Source organism: Sphingobacterium allocomposti, assembly GCF_008124885.1.
Classification (GTDB): domain Bacteria; phylum Bacteroidota; class Bacteroidia; order Sphingobacteriales; family Sphingobacteriaceae; genus Sphingobacterium; species Sphingobacterium allocomposti.
Genome location: NZ_VNHX01000013.1, coordinates 64079 through 80536 on the forward strand (window position 1 = coordinate 64079; position 16458 = coordinate 80536).

At 48.7% G+C, this 16458-nt stretch carries 11 protein-coding genes; 3 read left to right on the forward strand and 8 right to left on the reverse strand.

The features are described 5' to 3' along the window. The first annotated feature begins 8 nt into the window (after positions 1-8). On the forward strand, positions 9-755 hold the full coding sequence (locus tag BC792_RS10725; protein ID WP_148909006.1) for a GIN domain-containing protein: 747 nt from the start codon (positions 9-11) through the stop codon (positions 753-755). 85 nt (positions 756-840) lie between these two features. Here BC792_RS10725 and BC792_RS10730 read toward each other — a convergent pair whose 3' ends face one another. Then, positions 841-2796 (reverse strand): gamma-glutamyltransferase family protein, encoded by a 1956-nt coding sequence (locus tag BC792_RS10730; protein ID WP_246154997.1) that lies wholly within the window; start codon positions 2794-2796, stop codon positions 841-843. Between the two features lie 202 nt (positions 2797-2998). Then, complete coding sequence (locus tag BC792_RS10735; RefSeq protein ID WP_148909007.1) at positions 2999-3310, reverse strand: helix-hairpin-helix domain-containing protein; 312 nt, start codon at positions 3308-3310, stop codon at positions 2999-3001. 537 nt (positions 3311-3847) lie between these two features. On the opposite strand from BC792_RS10735, the gene BC792_RS10740 reads away from it, so the two are divergent. Then, positions 3848-4144 carry an HU family DNA-binding protein gene (locus tag BC792_RS10740; RefSeq protein ID WP_148909008.1) on the forward strand — a complete coding sequence of 99 codons (297 nt, stop codon included), beginning with the start codon at positions 3848-3850 and terminating at the stop codon, positions 4142-4144. A gap of 202 nt (positions 4145-4346) precedes the next feature. Here BC792_RS10740 and BC792_RS10745 read toward each other — a convergent pair whose 3' ends face one another. Together BC792_RS10745 and BC792_RS10750 are read right to left on the reverse strand one after the other, a co-directional pair. Beyond that, complete coding sequence (locus BC792_RS10745) at positions 4347-5279, reverse strand: endonuclease/exonuclease/phosphatase family protein (protein ID WP_148909009.1); 933 nt, start codon at positions 5277-5279, stop codon at positions 4347-4349. Positions 5280-5291: 12 nt separating this feature from the next. Further along, on the reverse strand, positions 5292-7604 hold the full coding sequence (locus tag BC792_RS10750; protein ID WP_148909010.1) for a GH92 family glycosyl hydrolase: 2313 nt from the start codon (positions 7602-7604) through the stop codon (positions 5292-5294). Between the two features lie 327 nt (positions 7605-7931). Here BC792_RS10750 and BC792_RS10755 point away from each other — a divergent pair, with 327 nt between their 5' ends. Further along, a complete protein-coding gene (locus BC792_RS10755) occupies positions 7932-8867 on the forward strand; it encodes an AraC family transcriptional regulator (RefSeq protein WP_148909011.1) in 936 nt (311 codons plus the stop codon). Positions 8868-8947: 80 nt separating this feature from the next. On the opposite strand, the gene BC792_RS10760 is transcribed toward BC792_RS10755, so the two are convergent. From BC792_RS10760 to BC792_RS10775, 4 genes are all read right to left on the reverse strand, one after another. Next, complete coding sequence (locus BC792_RS10760) at positions 8948-11215, reverse strand: alpha/beta hydrolase family protein (protein WP_211357526.1); 2268 nt, start codon at positions 11213-11215, stop codon at positions 8948-8950. 208 nt (positions 11216-11423) lie between these two features. Then, the gene (locus BC792_RS10765) at positions 11424-12614 is read right to left on the reverse strand and encodes a PepSY-associated TM helix domain-containing protein (protein WP_148909012.1); all 1191 of its coding nucleotides are present in this window, start codon (positions 12612-12614) and stop codon (positions 11424-11426) included. Between the two features lie 2 nt (positions 12615-12616). Further along, positions 12617-14953 (reverse strand): TonB-dependent receptor, encoded by a 2337-nt coding sequence (locus tag BC792_RS10770; protein WP_148909013.1) that lies wholly within the window; start codon positions 14951-14953, stop codon positions 12617-12619. Between the two features lie 183 nt (positions 14954-15136). Continuing rightward, a complete protein-coding gene (locus tag BC792_RS10775; RefSeq protein WP_148909014.1) occupies positions 15137-16372 on the reverse strand; it encodes a DEAD/DEAH box helicase in 1236 nt (411 codons plus the stop codon). Between the last annotated feature and the right edge of the window lie 86 nt (positions 16373-16458).

A 16458-nucleotide genomic window follows, 5' to 3' on the forward strand; every position in this document is an offset into this window, starting at 1 on the left:
TATATATAATGAAAAGAATACTGACCATCGCCTTCATCGTTACTGCGATAACGCTACAAGCCCAACACAAGGAAACCCGTAAAATAGCTGCTCCGCGGGCCATTTCCGTGGCCACATCCATTGAAACCCGCTACGTTTACTCGAGCCGGAACGAGGTAGTTGTCGAGGTAGAGAACCCGGACCATTTGGCCAAACTACTGACGGTTGTCGAAAATGGCACCCTGAAGATACAATATAAGCAGAACAGCAACATCCGCACGAGGACGAATAGCAAAGTGACCGTGTACTCCACCGGTCAGTTGGCAGGCATCAATGTATCGTCGAGCGGCATGCTGCACCTGGAAGATGCCATGAAGCTTTCTCAGGTGAACATCACGGTATCGTCTTCCGGAAAACTCTTTGCCCAAGAAATCGCAGCACGCGAGGCGAGCGTCTCGGTTAGCTCGTCGGGGCGCGTCGAGGGACGCATTACGGCATCGCAGCTGAACATCACCGGTTCGAGCTCAGGAAAGCTTAAGCTGGGGGGCTCTGCGGAAACAGCGTCCATCCACCTTAGTTCTTCGTGCACCGCGGATCTGGACCGCATGACCATTAAATCGGCCTCGGTTCAGGCTAATTCGTCTGCCACGCTTGTGGCCAACGTGACCGATAATTTGGCAGGGAGCGTCTCTTCGTCTGGAAAAATTGCCCACGTCGGCAAGCCCAAACATATTCAGGTCAGCAAGTCGTCCGGTGGCCAGGTGATACAACGGTAATCTTCCGGGGCGGTCAACGATACTAGCACCAGAAAAAAAGCGGATGCCCTTTTTGAGGAGCATCCGCTTTTTATTAACGCCTTCTTTACCAACCGATCCCGTAGTCCTCGCCGTTATTGCTGCTCCCTCCCCACAATGTTCCGTGGCGCTCATCAAAGTAGATCGCATTAATCGGTCCGCTGGTCCTTTCGCCGAGCTGTACAGTATATCCCATAGACTTTAGTTTTTCGATGGTATCCACCGCCGTTTCCTTACTCAACAGCAGGCTGCCGCTACGCGGTTTCCGGTCGTCCGTTTTTGTTCCGCCCAATGAGAGCCAGAGCTGATTGCTATTTATGTTGGCGGCTTCACTCGCCTGCTGAGGCGTCATCCCGAACTCTACCATGTTAAGAAAAAATTGTAAAAGGTTTTGGTCCTGCGTATCTCCACCCTGCACGGCGAACGACAAAAAGGGCTTTCCATCCTTAAGGGCCAAAGCGGGAGTCAGTGTTACGCGGGGTCTTTTGCCGGGGGCTATCACGTTAAACGGGCTGATTAGGGAATCCAGCACGAAACTCTGTAGACGCTGGCTCATGCCGATGCCCGTGTTTCCTGCTATACATGCGGGTACCCATCCTCCGCTGGGTGTGATGGATACGACCCACCCTTCGGCATCCGCCGCTTCGACACTCGTCGTCCCGCGCAGCAGGCGGTCGACGTATACGCTGTCCACAGGCAGCGTGCTGCCCGCACCGGACGCGCTACCTACGGCAGCGGTTGGCGGCGTAGCATCATGCTTAGGCAGGAAGTCGCCTTTCTCCTCTTTTCCGGGCTGCACCAACTGCTTCCTTCTTTCCAACAGGGAAACGTATGGATTTTGCTTTCCCTCAAACGGATAAGGGTCTCCGGGCCCTATTGTTGGCTTATTTCTATGCGGATCGATCTCCTTTGACCGTTCTCTTCCATATTCTTCGCTAAGCAGCCCCTGGATCGGGGTCTTAGGCGTAAAATAGGGATCGCCATAGTAAAAATCGCGATCTGCGAACGATAGATTCATCGCCTGATACAGGGTATGTATGTAGGGTACGCTGTTGTATCCCATGCCACGCAGATCAAAATTTTTCAGAATCTGCAATGCCTGCAGCATCACCGGCCCCTGCGTCCACTCCTGCAATTTATACACATCGACGCCTTTGTATGTAATCTTTAATGGCTCTTCTTCCAGTGGTTTCCAGTTTGCCAGATCTTCCTTCGTAATCAATCCGCCCTGCTCTTTGCTGCCACGCACGAACTCATCGGCAATATCGCCCTTATAAAAGCGGTCGTAGGCTGCCATGATCGCTTCCTTTCTACCCTTTCCGGAGGCTAATGCTTCGCTTTCGGCTTCCACCATCTTACGCAATGTACGGAGCAGATCCTCCTGCACAAATATTTCGCCGGCATGGGGTGCCTCGCGGTCTTCGCCTTCGTGGATCAGGAATACTTTCTTACTATAAGGCCATTGTTTAATTCTGTCTTTGCCACGTTCGATGCTATTCGCGGTCTGTGCGTCTATAGGATATCCTGCGGCCATCTCCATTGCCGGAGCGAGCACCTCTGCCAGGCTCTTTGTGCCGTACGCTGCCAACATATGACAAAGACCTCCCGGTGTCCCGGGGGTGACGGCTGCCAGCGGCCCGTATTCGGGCGGAAAATCGTAACCTTTGGACTTAAAAAAATCTACTGTCGCCCCTGTCGGTGCTACGCCCAGCGCATTAATAGCGATTACCTTCTTTAGTTTAGGATGGTAGATCAATGCCTGCGTCTCACCGCCCCAACTCAGGACGTCCCACATCGTACACGTAGCGGCCAGCATGGCACAGGCGGCGTCGACTGCATTTCCTCCTTGCTGAAAAAGCTGAGCGCCCGCCGTGGCCGCAAGCGGTTTGCCCGTTATAGCCATCCAATGTTTACCGTGCAGCGGAGGCTTCTGCGTCCGTTGCGCATGGACTGGAGCACCAAAACATACAAAGACGGTCAGCCAGACGCAGACCCGGGAAAGAGAGATAAGAGCAGATTTCATTGTATACTGTTTTTATTTACGAAGACCGTCATGCGTCGTTTAGAAAGAGCTATCTGTACGGTGATAATCCTTTAACAACGCTATCGGGCTTACCAATATACCACTTTTGCCAAACTTAAAAAAGAATGTTACGCGCGGCGGCGCGGGTCCCGTGCGGCAAAGCTGTAGGAAGCATATCGGCGTCGTGACCTCATAGGTTATTTTAGGTTGCTCCTGCGCTGCCCTCTTCTCGAAAGGACAGGCCTTCCTCCGCCAATGCCGCTGCTAGGATAGGGATGGATGTCTTACCTATGCCATGTAACCCAAGAATCTCTTTCTCCGTGCACTGCGACAACGCTGATAAGCTGCCTAGGCCATGCGCGAGCAGCGCGTTCCGTGCCGGACTGCCTAAACGCGCCAGGAAACCCGTCGACGGCTTTCGGGCCGCTTCACATGTCGGACACGTCCGGCAGTCGCTGCGCTTATAATAAGTATGTCCGTGTGAACAGGTGTGTCTTTTTTTTTCTGCAGTCATTTATTTCCGTCTCTAGTGTTGATCGCTCTTCCCTCCGGCCCCTCTCCGGGTACAAAGATATGGATACGGCCACAGATTATTCTTTTCTTATGCCAGGTAAAAGCGACGTGATCGATGGCGCAGAAAAAAGGCACACAGGGTAGTACGAAATGTATAGCAACCTTTACGCGCTGTACAAATTTCCCTACACTTCACAACAGTTTATTTTTGTGCTAGGCCTGTTGGGGAAGATTTCCTGCCGATTTGGCCCAGGATGCGCAGTTTCCTTAAAAAAAAGCCAGCCACTAGCTTTAAATTAAAAAAAAGCAGTATTTATTATCATTATTTTGACTTTAATTTATTTTATATCTATATTAGGGCACACAACGAGAATAAACCTAAGAGATTCACGTTAGTTTGACTGGGGAAGCTTGCCGGAAATAAGAAGAATATGTGGGGTTGGTTGGTTATTTTGGAAGCAGCCAGGTTCGAAAACAAGAATTTGTGAATCATGGCATAGAATTAGTATAGAAACTATCAATCTTAAATTTAAATATAATGAACAAAGCAGACTTGATCAAGCATATTGCCAGCGAGGCTGGAATTACGCAGTCACAAGCAGAGAAAGCAGTTAACAGTTTTACAGGTGCGGTATCATCTTCTTTATCTAAGGGAGAAACCGTTACGTTAATCGGTTTCGGGACCTTCGGTATTTCTGAGCGTGCAGCACGTAACGGAAGGAACCCACAGACGGGTGCTACTATAAAAATTGCAGCCAAGAAGCTTCCGAAGTTCACGGCCGGAAAAGCCTTAAAAGAGGCTGTTGACGCTCCGAAAAAAGGAAAGAAAAAATAACAGTTCTAAACGATACAACGCAGAAAGCGTTAAATCGGCGTCATTGCGAACCTGACGAACTATCCGTTCGTCTACTTGCTCGCAATGACGTTTTTTTATCCCAAGGATGTTAGTCGGCTGCCTATTCGGGTTAGTTTAGCGCTAACTCCCGAAACCTACGCTAAGACATGCCCTTGCGCGTTCACAGGAATCGTGCCCTGTTCTACGGAATCACTAGATCTACAACTACCGGAAAATGGTCGGAAGGTAATCGGACAACATACTCTTTAAAAGAAAGTTCTTTGGGAAAATCGCCTTTTTTTATTTCTCTGCCGTTCGCTTGGGGACTCCTGTACGAGTCGGTTAACAACGCATATTTTTTCACCTCCACCGGCGTGGATACGAACACATGGTCGATCCGGCTTTCGGTATACAGGTTTGTATCGAACGCATTAAATGTGCCGTTCCAGGCATATCGGAATGCCGCAGCAGCGTAGCTGTCTTTCACTACGCCGGAGCTGGATAGAATGCGATACATCGCTGTGTTTTGATCGACGTTAAAATCTCCGGTTAATATGGCGGTTCCGTCCCCTACTCGTTTTTTTATTTCGGTTAACACCAACTCACAGCTTTTTTCCCGGGCTATCATTCCCACATGGTCCAGGTGCAAGTTGAAAAACCAGAGCTGCTTTCCGCTATTTTTATCGCGCAGCGAGACCCAGGTGCAGATACGCGGCAAGGCAGCGTCCCACCCTTTCGAAGGCCGGTCCGGCGTTTCGGATAGCCAGAACACCCCCTCTCCCAATTTTGCAAACCGCTCTCTTTTATAAAATATGGGAGCATATTCCCCTTTTGTCCGGCCATCGTCGCGGCCGACACCCACATAATCGTAAGCCGTCAATGCCTGCTGCAGGTCTTCCAGCTGATTGTGCAGCACCTCCTGTGCGCCGAAAATATCGAGATCAGCGTATTGGATGATAGAAGCGACGACCGGAAAACGCGACGGCCATCCGTTTCCGTTCTTTCTGTCGCCTTCGTTGTCGTACCGGATATTGTAGCTCCCCACTTTTAGTGCGGTGCCGACTGCCTGCTGTCCATAGGCGATGCTGCCGGCTATAAAGAGACATACAATGAGCCATAGTTTGTTTCTGTTCATAACCTTATCTTTTTATTGATTCATTTCGTTGGTGTTTAGCGGATCGGAAAACGAATACGGAACATCTTGCGGACCGATACCGCGCTTGTAGTTTGGCTGTGCGTCCATATAGAAACGGATGTTCCCCCCTTCTTTCAGCTGCTGAATGGGAAGATAATTCGCATGGTACCTTTTTTTATTCCAGCGCACGTCGCGGATATAGTAGTTTTCCTCTCCTGTATTTTCGGAGGTGAGGGTTAGCGTTTTGCCGTTTTCGAAAAAGATTGTTGCTTTTTTAAACTGGGGCGAGCCAATAATGTATTCGCCCGATCCCGGGGCTACGGGATAGAATCCCAATGACGAAAATACGTACCATGCCGATGTCTGCCCGTTGTCTTCATCGCCGCAATAACCGTCGGGCGTCGCCGAATACAGCTTGTCCATAATCTGCCTCACCCAATATTGCGTCTTCCATGGCTGACCTGCATAGTTATATAGATAGGGCATATGTTGAATCGGCTGATTTCCATGGGCATATTGGCCCATGTCCATGACCTGCATTTCCCGCATCTCGTGAATCATACTTCGGCTTTTCATTCCTTCGGTACTCGGTATAACGAAAACCGTATCCAGCATCTGAACAAATCTATCCTTTCCACCCATCAGGTTAATCAACCCTTGCGGATCATGAAAAACGCAAAAGCTCCAATGCCAGGCGTTACCTTCTGTGTATTCGCGTGTCCAGCCGCTGGGGTCAAAGGGTTCGATAAACTTTCCGGATTTGTCCCGCGCCCGCATCAGGGCCGTCTGGTTGTCATACAGGCGCTGATAGTTTAGTGCGCGCTTGGCATAGGGCTCCAACTCGGATTCCGGCTTTCCCAACGCCTGACCAAACCGGTATATGCACCAGTCGGCGTATGCGTATTCGAGGGTACGGGCAACATTCTGGTTGATATCTTCCCCAAAAGGAATATATCCAAGCTGATTATACCAGTTGAATCCGGCGCGCCCCGTCGACGAATTCGTGGGATGCACGTGATTTGCCCCATGCAGAACGGCCTCCCAGAGTATGTCGGCATCATACCCTTTTAACCCTTGGAGATAAGCATCCGCCACGACCGAGGCAGAGTTGTTCCCAATCATGGATGCCCGATGTCCGGGGCTTGCCCATTCCGGCAAAAATCCGCTTTCCTTATACGCATTGACGAGCCCCTCCTGCATTTTTTCGTTCATGGAAGGATAGATAAAGTTCAATAGCGGAAAGAGACTTCTAAAGGTGTCCCAGAAACCCGTGTCAGTAAACAGGTAGCCCGGCAGCACCTCCCCGTTATAGGGGCTGTAGTGTACACGCCGTCCTTCGGCATCGATCTCAGAAAGATCCCGCGGAAAGAGCGTCGCCCGATAGAGGCAGGAGTAAAAAGTCTTCAACTTTTCCGTGCGGTCGTCTTCGATCTTGATCTTTCCAAGGACCTCGTTCCACTCGGCTCTCCCCTCGGCTTTTATTTGCTCAAATTCCTTTCCCTTTACTTCTTTTAAATTCCGCTCGGCCTGTTCAAGGCTAATAAACGATGAGGCCACCCTAACATGAACCTGCTCACCTCTTTTTGTAGAAAAGCCAACAATAGCGCCACTATGGTCGGCCTCAACCTCCGACGTGCGCTCCAGGAATTTTCCATCTCCCACCACCGTATTGAATGTAAATGGCTTATCAAATTCAATAACAAAGTAATTCTTAAAATTATCGGGCACGCCACCGCTGTTTTTGGTCGAATACCCGACGATCTTGTTCTCGGCAGGGATCACCTTGACAAAGGACCCCTTGTCAAAAGCATCAATAACAACAAATGCACTATCACTATGGGGGAAAGTCAGCCTGAATATGGCGGCGCGGGATGTCGGGCTTAACTCCGCCCGAACGTCGTAGTCTGCAAGATATACACTATAATAGTAGGGACTAGCCTCCTCGGCCTTATGAGAAAACCAGCTGGCCCGTTTTTCCTGGTCAAAATAGGGTGTTCCCGTCAACGGCATCAGGGCAAACTGTCCATAGTCATTATTCCAGGGGCTGGGCTGATGCGTCTGTTTGAATCCTTTGATCTTGTCTGCCGTATAGGTGTAAATCCACCCATCGCCCATGTTTCCTGTCTGTGGTGTCCAGAAGTTCATTCCCCACGGCCGGGCTATTGCCGGATAGGTGTTACCATGGGATAGTTCATATTTCGACAGGGTGCCGACCAGCGGATCCACCAGATCAACAGGATCTTTTTGTTGTGCGTAACTTAGGTTTACCCCCGTCAATAGGCAATACAGAAGGGCGACCAGGTATAGGTTTCTCGTCGTATACATAACTTGTTACAATTAATTTTTTACATTCATAAAGGTTGCTTAAACGGTTTAGAATAAGCAAAAAGCAATTAAAGGTACAATATATCCGGCAGGAGACCCACCGTGGGAACGAATAAGATTGTAAAAAAATCAATACGTTTTTCCGTACGTCCTATTGTCTAACGGTACTTTCCGCCTTATTAGGTCAAAAAACAAACTATTCGCGTAACGCTTTTCTTGAACATTTTCTTGGTTCGCTTTTTTTTTGTTATTTAGATTATATTTAAATAATTGATCAGACCATTATTTCGGGCAAACAGTTTGCGAAACCATTCAAGGGAAAAAGGGATGAAGGAAAACAGTACGCAACCGCTCGCAGAGCAGTCGTTTCATAAAGGTTTAGGGGCCGTTGCCAGCAGATGTATCCTGATGGCGGAAGACATGGAGATCCGTGAATATCAGGTGTATTATACGGCAGACCAAACCGTGCGCTTTCGGCATGAAGGCGGCCGTAAAATAGAAGTAATCCTTTTTTTTCAGCCTTTGTCCGTCCCAGGCACTGTCCAACAGCGGAAGTTTATCTATCTGGGAAACCGTCTATATGTATATTATCAAGCGATGGATTCCGATGTGGAGTTACATTTTAAGAAAGACGTGACGTATCAATACATCCGTATTTTGCTGGACAAGGATACAATAAACCATGTGCCCCCATCTGCTGCTATCGCGACAGGATTTGTAGATGCGATCCATGGTGGCTACTCCGCGATGCTGGCTGAACAGGGGATAGAGCTTGCTCCGGCGATGAAGGAGGTGATACAATATATACAGGGTTTTTCGGCTATATCGATTAGCGCTTACTTTTATATAAAAAGTCAGGTATATCTCTTGATGGGGCTTATTTTTGAGAATGTGGCTGCTAGGAAGCACGAAGAGACGGCCGCCGACTACCCCCTTAAGACGGGGGATCTCCAAAAGCTCCACAGCGTGAAGGCTTTTATCACGGCTAATGCCGAACGGTTTTATACGATCGAACAGCTGGCGAAAGAATTTTCAATGAACGCATCCAAGCTGAAAAAGGGTTTCAAACGTCTGTTCGGCATGGGTGTATTTGAGTATACGGCACGGGTACGTATGAACACAGCCCTTGAGCTGATCCAGAACACCGGATTATCTTTCAAGGAGATCGCTTTTCAAGTGGGATATTCTGCGCCCTCGTCGTTTACCGTGGCCTTCAAACGGCAGTTTGGAAAGGCGCCCCGCTACTTTAGACCGACTTCCTAAAACGGCTCCGCATAGAAGACGAAAAAGCCTGCCTTCATCAGATGAAGGCAGGCTTTATTGGGGACGCGGGAATCGCAGGACTAATGTAGATGTTTGCTGAAAAAGCCCATCATTGCCTTATAAAACTCGATCTGATTTTCCTCTTTACCAAATCCATGCCCTTCATCGTATTTTACCATGTAAGGGACGTCCACACCTTTTTCCCGGAGTGCCTTCACGATCTGGTCTGCTTCGGAAATCTTAACCCGTGGGTCGTTTGCCCCCTGAACAACAAACAGAGGAGCTTTGATCTTGTCGATATGGAACAATGGGGAAACTTCTTTGGCAATATTGGCTTCTTCCTCATTATCCAGGTCGTACCAGATTTCATACAACATGTCTTTGTAAGGCTTCCAATATTCAGGGATAGAACTCATTAACGTGAAGATATTCGAAACGCCGACGTAGTCGACACCCGCTTTATAAAGGTCGGGCGTCTTTGTCAGTCCGCGAAGTACAGCGTATCCGCCATGGCTCGCACCGTAAATGGCAATATTATCTTTATCCGCCCACCCTTGCTCGATAGCGTATTGGATACCGTCCTCTACGTCGTCCATAGCTTTGCGTCCGATCTGCTTAAGTCCGGCGCGGAGGAATTCTTTGCCGTATCCTCCGGAGATCCGGAAGTTCACCTGTAGGGTTGCGTAGCCGCGGCTGGCGAACAGCTGTGTTTCGGGGTTGAAGCCCCAGCTGTCGCGTATTCCCTGCGGCCCGCCGTGAGGATTGACAATAAGCGGTACCTTTTTACCTTCCAGCGCTTCCTTGGGCAGCGTAATATAACCGTGAACGGTCAGTCCATCCCGGGATTTGAAGGTAATCGGCCGCATTTCCGCCATATCTTCTTCTTTTAACTGCGGCATCAGGTCTACTAACAGGGTGGTCTTACCGGTCTTGGTATCGTAATGATAGTAACGTCCATACAGTTTATCGCTCTGCACGACGACCAGCAATTGGTCTTCGTTGTCGGTTTTTCCGGCAATCGCAAACTCATAGCCTTTAAATTTCTTATCGAGGTCCGCGTATATCTTTTTAAATGTCTGGCTGACAGGCTGGACGACCACCTTTTCGCCTTCATATCCGACGAAATCTACCTCCCAGTTTCTTTTGCGGGAAAGCGAAATCAGATTAGCGTCATAGTCCTTGTTTGCATAAATTTCCTTCAGAACCTTCTTGGCTTTTAGGTCGTAGAGAACGATTCTTGTTTTATCCGAATCAAGATTCGTCAATACATAGGCCTCGTCCGGATTTTCTGATGCGTAATTGAAAGATACGACGCCAAAAGTTTCGTCCCATTTTGTCGTATGAAGAAGTTCAAACTCTTTCGCTCCTTGAGGCTTGTAAAAAAACTGCGCATTAACACCGTTTAGCATTTTGGCGTAACCGCGCAAATTGCCGTCCTTGTCGAATTCATAGCCGACAATGGCATTAGCCGGATCGTCGTTCGTAAACAGCTTTTCCATGGCTCCGGTATGAATATTGACTTTATATGGCTCGAAAACCTGCTTATTGTCTTTATTCATCTGGATAATAATATAATCTTTTTGCTCTTTCAGCATGTTTAAGATCGATGCCTGGACGCCTTCGAAAGGTGTAAGATCAATATTGTTGCTACCATCCAGATTAATCGCATAGAGGTGGTAGTTCTCATTTCCGCCCTGATCCATGACATAAACCAGCCGTTCGTCGTTGATCCAGCCCATGCCGCGGATAAGCTCGTCTTTTTCCTCGATCGCCCGCACAACTTTACCTGTAGCCACTTCTTTTACCATTACGTGCCGCTTGTTTTTATCATCTTTCTCCCGATAGGAAATGTACTTGCCGTTGGGCGACAGCTGAAAGCCCGAAGTTTTAGGTTTGGCGAAGTAATCCTCGACGCTATAGGTATAGTTTCCGGCATCCAGCGCTATCAGAGATGCAATCTGCTCTTTAGTTGACACAAGGGTAGTATCTCCGGGTTTGGTCACAGTCGTTTTTTCCAGCACTAAAGGAAATTCCTGTCCGGCCTGACTGTAAGTGCCGGTAATTTTATTCTCAGCAAGTGTACCGGTGTATTTAATTCCCGCTTGATCAATTGTCAACGTGAGCGTGTTATCTTCGAAAGCAACCTGTGAAACAGGAATTCCGGCCGCACCCTGTAGAGGTACGTCCATAGTGGCCTGGAGAGCATCTTCGCTACCGGTCACATGAAAGATAATTTCTATGGAGGTGCCCTGAACATCTAACGTTCCTTTCCAGTCACCCTTGATTTGCGCAATTGTACTCTTCATCCCCAAAAGTACAAATACGATAGAAAATAAAATTTGTTTCATATTTAGTTTTTTGTTTCTCTATTGGTAGAATAAATATCACATTTGTTACAACAAAAGGGAAAAGTTTTTTTAAAATGTCGGTTAGTACCCGATCTGGCATCGCTACCGGGGTCCTCATCCGAAATCGGGCGGAGTGACTGCTTCCTCTTCTTTGCGGCCTTTGAGGCGGATGCTTTAAACGTGAATCTGATCGTGGTACCCACGCACGTTACTGTTGGTTCCCGGCCGGTTTTTTACGGCCTTCGCGTTTCACGGATTTTTTACGTTTATTCCACCATAGTATGTATCCCGTTATGGGGAGACTTGCACAGAAAAGAGAGATGACGCAGGCGAGTATTTTCGTGCCTAGTTCACCGATACTTCCGGTATGGAGATCGAAATTTAACGAACCGGCCTTCTCTCCTCCGGTCAGCCGGCCGCTATCTATCACCTGCTCGACGCGCCCGGTGCTACGATCAACGTAATACCACTTAAACGTTCCGCTCCGTTTTTCCTCCATACGCACCTGCACATCGATAAGAGGGCTTTCAGGGCCACGGAGGCGGACCGACATGATGCCTGCATCGGGATGTTTACACAGAAGATAATGCAGCGTATTGTCCATCGTATCATCGAAAAGCAATGGCACCTGTCGGCCTTGGACCTGTCGGTCCGACGTATCTCGGACCGTACCTGGGGCTACGAGGTTAAAGAAGCCGACGTATACCTTTTTGAAACCCGGAAAGCTATAGACGAGGCCTGTAACTCCAAGAACCAGAGCGACAAAGAAGCTGTAGAATCCGAGGACATTATGTAGATCGTAGTTCAGCCGCTTCCACTTTGCTTTGGTATCTATCCACAAACTTCTTTTCAGCGTCTTCCGCTTTCTGTTTTTAGGCCACCACAGGACTATCCCTGTCAGGAGCAGTATTACAAATACGGCGGTGCTATAGCCGACGGCCGCGTGTCCGTACGTCTTTCCGAGCAACAGGTTCATGTGAAGCTGTAATACCAGCTGGAAGAACTCGGTTCTGGAATCTTCAAGCGCGGCCAGCTTGCCCGTATACGGGTCAAGAAATACACGTTTATAGTACCTATAATAATTCCAATGTCCAACGGCGGCTTCGTCCGTCGCCATGGCACGGAAGATCCATGTGCGGTTTCGGGCCGGGTATATGTCTACGCGCGAGACGCGCTCTCCCTGCGGTAGATATGATTCTGCCGACCGGATCAGCTCCGTTAGAGGCTTTGGCTGCTGCCCACCGCCAACCTGGTTCAGGAAATATTTTTCCGGATAAAATAACAGTTTCAGTTCGTCGTGGAAGCAATAAATGGCTCCGCTCAAGCTCACGAGAAACACGACGGTTCCTGTAACGATGCCGAGCCATTTATGCAGCCAGAGAAGTCCCTTTCGAATCACGTTTAAAATCTGTAGTTGATATTAAGAGACATGTTCGCTCCCTCTCCTTTTACATAGTTCGCATCGGTTGCGGACGACTGGCTGTACAACGTATAATAGTCCATATTAAAGACATTTGCTATCCCCAGCCCTAACGACCACTGTCTCGTTAGCTTGTACCCTGCGTTGAAATGAAAGAGGTCGATAGCTGTTACAGGGCCTTCGTTTCCGAGGTATACACCGTTTTGGTTCGGCTCGAACCGATCCCTTTTGCCTGTGTGCACCCAGGAAAGCTGTAAATCGAGCGCGCGATTCGGTGTATAATTGATGTAAGCAGTGGCCTTGCGCGGCATAATGCGGCTTCCGCCGAGGTAAACCTTCGTTCCGTCATCCTGTTTGGCTTTGCCTTCTACGAACGAATATGTTCCGCCTAACGTCCATTGCGCCGACAGCCTCGTATCCACCGCAAATTCATATCCATAAACCCGTTCCGGGGCGCGCTCGGGGAAAAAGTATCCCCGTTCATCGGCCTTGAGATTTACACCCAGCTTGGAAGTACTGATAAAGTATGCGGCGGAAAAATTAAAAATACCAATATGGCTGGAGAACCCCGCCTCGTAGTTGTTTGTGACAATCGGATCTGTCTGTATGTTCTTCAGGTCGCTATCGGTGGCTGCACGGACGATCCGGCCGAGCTCATTGATTGTAAATCCCTGCGAGAAACTGATGAACGGATTAAAAAATCCATATTTATTATAGCGTAGTCCTGCATTAAACGTGGTGCCTCTGTAAGGAATGATTCCTCCCTGTACGGCGATGCTACCCTCACTTCCGGGCCCTGTCGGCAACGTGGTAAAGTCTTTGATCTCTACCGAGGCATCTTCGTAGCGCACCCCTCCTTTAAAGATGAGGTTTTCCAGCACATTCACGGTAAGCTGCGCAAAAGGTGCATAATTGAACATGTTCATCTTGGGGACAAACACGCGGCCGTCTGTGAGGTCCTGATAGGTGACATCGTTTAAAAGATCAAGACCATAGGTTACCTCTGCCTGTAATCTCCCAACATGAAATGGGGTATTTAAGTCAGCGCGGAATCCCTTTTTTGACGAGTTGATCTGCGACTGTCCGGGGCCGTACCATGAGTTTGCCCTTTCCACGTAGCGGTTCATGGAGCGAAACGTATTATAAAACGCGGAGAGGTGAAGCGATGTATGTCCAAATACGCCATCGCGGGAATACATGAGCATAGCGTTGTGGTTATAGCGTGTCCCGGTGTTGGCGCCGGGATCTTTTCCCGGAATGCCGATCGTTGGCGTTTCTCCATACTTCCCGTTTTGGCTAATGTAACGCGCATGCTGTAAGCTATTAAAAAAATTGTAGACGAGGGAAAGGTTCGAACGGTCGTCAATATCATATCCTAGTTTTAAGAAGGCGTTGTATTGGTTGTTGTTGGACAAGCCGTCGGTCTGTCCGACGGGCACGCCATCTCCGTCGCGCTGAAGTCCTGTATAGTCAAAAGCACCGCTGGCGGTGTAGCTGAATTTGTTTTTCCGTCCATACAATGTTTGTACAAACCGATATCCTCCCGTCTCGCTTGCGTGATAAGGATTTAATGTACCACGAATGGTTGTGCTTCCGCCAAGTACGGGAGCGCCGGGGTTGTTCTTCTTCGTTATGTAATTAATTATTCCTCCTGCAGATCCGTTACCGTAAATGGAGGTGGCTCCTTTAATCACCTCAACGCGTTCGATAACACCCGGATCGATAGAACGGATATCGCGCGCCCCGTTCATGAGCGGCGTGGATTGAGGAATACCGTCGATAAGGACTAAAACGGCACGTCCTCTGAGTGTCTGTCCCGAGTTTGTTCCCTTGGGCGTTGCGACCCCCAGCCCCGGTATGGTGTTTCCCAAAACGCTTGCAATATTGGTGCTGATCTGGCTTTGCGCTTCAATTTCTTTTGCGGTCAGTATAGATATAGAAGATGGTATTGTGGAGATACTTTCAGGCTTACGGCCCGCTGTGACCACGACTTCATCGAGGTTTCGCTGATCGCCCATACGAAGTTCAAGAGGGGCATTTAATGTGTCTACGGCGACGCGGTGGACTCTGTCGGGGAGCCCCGAGTACGATACCCGAACCTGGAACACCTTGGTGGCAGGTCTGGCGAAACGTATCCTCCCGTAATTGTCCGTTAAGCCCTGATGTTTACCATCAATCCATACGTTCGCGTTTTCGAGCGCTTCGTGCTGCGCATTCCGTACGGACAGCTGAACCTCCTGCGCTACGACCATCACGTTTGAAGTGACCAATAACGCGAGAAGCCACGTTTTCCTTGACTGCTTGTTTCTAAATACCATCTTTTCTTATTTAGACTTGTTAAAAATTGAGCCAAATATAGAAAAGATTTTGAAATGTGTTACACCATCTTTTAAAATTATCTTTTTAAAAGATGGTGTATATTATTGAGCGGTATTTTGTATGGATATGACAATAGCCGCAGACGGCCTCGACCGTGCCTACAGCTCGTGAGGCCGCACGTACTAGCTACCTGCTTTCGGTTTGGCTGCGTTAGGAGATCGCTTTTTATTTCTGTTGTTGGAAGGTCTCTTCCTTTTATTGCTGCCTGTTTTGGGGGCGTAGAGCGGTCCTTCGCGGAACCCTTCAGGCAGGGGCAATTTGCGCACCTCATTCTCAATCAGCCGTTCAATGCGGGCGAACTTATTCTGGTCTTTATCGTTGATAAAGGTTATCGCAGTTCCGGTTGTCGCGGCTCTCGCCGTCCGTCCGATCCGGTGAACATAATCTTCAGGATCTGGCGGTACGTCATAATTTACCACGAGACTGATCCCAACGATGTCTATTCCGCGGGAAATTACATCGGTACCAACAAGTACTCCTACCCGTCGAGCCTTAAAACGGTTCATAATATCTTCGCGCTGTGCCTGTTCCAGATCTGAATGAAATCCTTCTGCTGCGACGCCCATCTTTACGAGTTCCTTGGTCAGCCGCTTGACAATTTCCTTCTTCGACGCAAAAATAATGGTGCTTTCGAAAGAGGGATCGCTCAGAATGTGCTTTATCAGGTCGATCTTTTGTTCATCAAATACCAGATATGCCTGTTGATCTATTCCTTCGGACGGCTTTGAAATCGCTACATTTATCTCAGCTGGATTAACCAGAATTTTCTTTGCCAAGGTTCTGATCTTTGTAGGCATTGTCGCGGAAAACAGGAGGCTTTGCCGTTGCTTCGGCAGGTAGCTGATGATCCGCATCAGATCATCGTGAAAGCCCATGTCCAACATCCGGTCGGCCTCATCGAGTACCAAGGTTTCGAGATCGCTGAAATCAAAATTGCCCGATGACATATGGGCTATCAGACGTCCCGGAGTAGCTACGATAATATTCACCCCTTCACGGATAGCGCGTTTTTGCTGTTCATAACCTATGCCATCGCCACCGCCATATACACAGATGGATGTCGCTCCTGTGAAGTAGCCAAAACCCATGATCTGCTGATCGATCTGTAAAGCGAGTTCCCTCGTTGGAACGAGGATAAGACTATTTACACGTTCTTTAGGATTGTTGGCGATCCTATTTAAGATAGGCAATAAATAAGATGCTGTCTTGCCCGTACCCGTCTGTGCGCAGGCAATAAGATCTTTTCGCTGTAATATCACGGGTATCGCCTGCTCCTGTATCGGTGTGGCGTTTTCAAATCCCATGCTGTCAAGTCCCTCTTCTAATGTTGAAGAGAAACCAAATTCTGTAAATTTCAATTTCCTCCTATTCGTTTTTTTTTTCTGAAAGGTCAGGGCATCCATCAGCGTCGATCTATTCTCAAAGACAGATGGTCCCGGACGTG

Bases quoted from the DNA above. Each gene is read 5' to 3' on its own strand.
- BC792_RS10725 (WP_148909006.1), top strand. From the start codon at position 9: ATGAAAAGAATACTGACCATCGCCTTCATCGTTACTGCGATAACGCTA.
- BC792_RS10740 (WP_148909008.1), top strand. From the start codon at position 3,848: ATGAACAAAGCAGACTTGATCAAGCATATTGCCAGCGAGGCTGGAATT.
- BC792_RS10770 (WP_148909013.1), bottom strand. From the start codon at position 14,953: ATGGTATTTAGAAACAAGCAGTCAAGGAAAACGTGGCTTCTCGCGTTA.
- BC792_RS10760 (WP_211357526.1), bottom strand. From the start codon at position 11,215: ATGAAACAAATTTTATTTTCTATCGTATTTGTACTTTTGGGGATGAAG.
- BC792_RS10735 (WP_148909007.1), bottom strand. From the start codon at position 3,310: ATGACTGCAGAAAAAAAAAGACACACCTGTTCACACGGACATACTTAT.
- BC792_RS10745 (WP_148909009.1), bottom strand. From the start codon at position 5,279: ATGAACAGAAACAAACTATGGCTCATTGTATGTCTCTTTATAGCCGGC.
- BC792_RS10755 (WP_148909011.1), top strand. From the start codon at position 7,932: ATGAAGGAAAACAGTACGCAACCGCTCGCAGAGCAGTCGTTTCATAAA.
- BC792_RS10750 (WP_148909010.1), bottom strand. From the start codon at position 7,604: ATGTATACGACGAGAAACCTATACCTGGTCGCCCTTCTGTATTGCCTA.
- BC792_RS10730 (WP_246154997.1), bottom strand. From the start codon at position 2,796: ATGAAATCTGCTCTTATCTCTCTTTCCCGGGTCTGCGTCTGGCTGACC.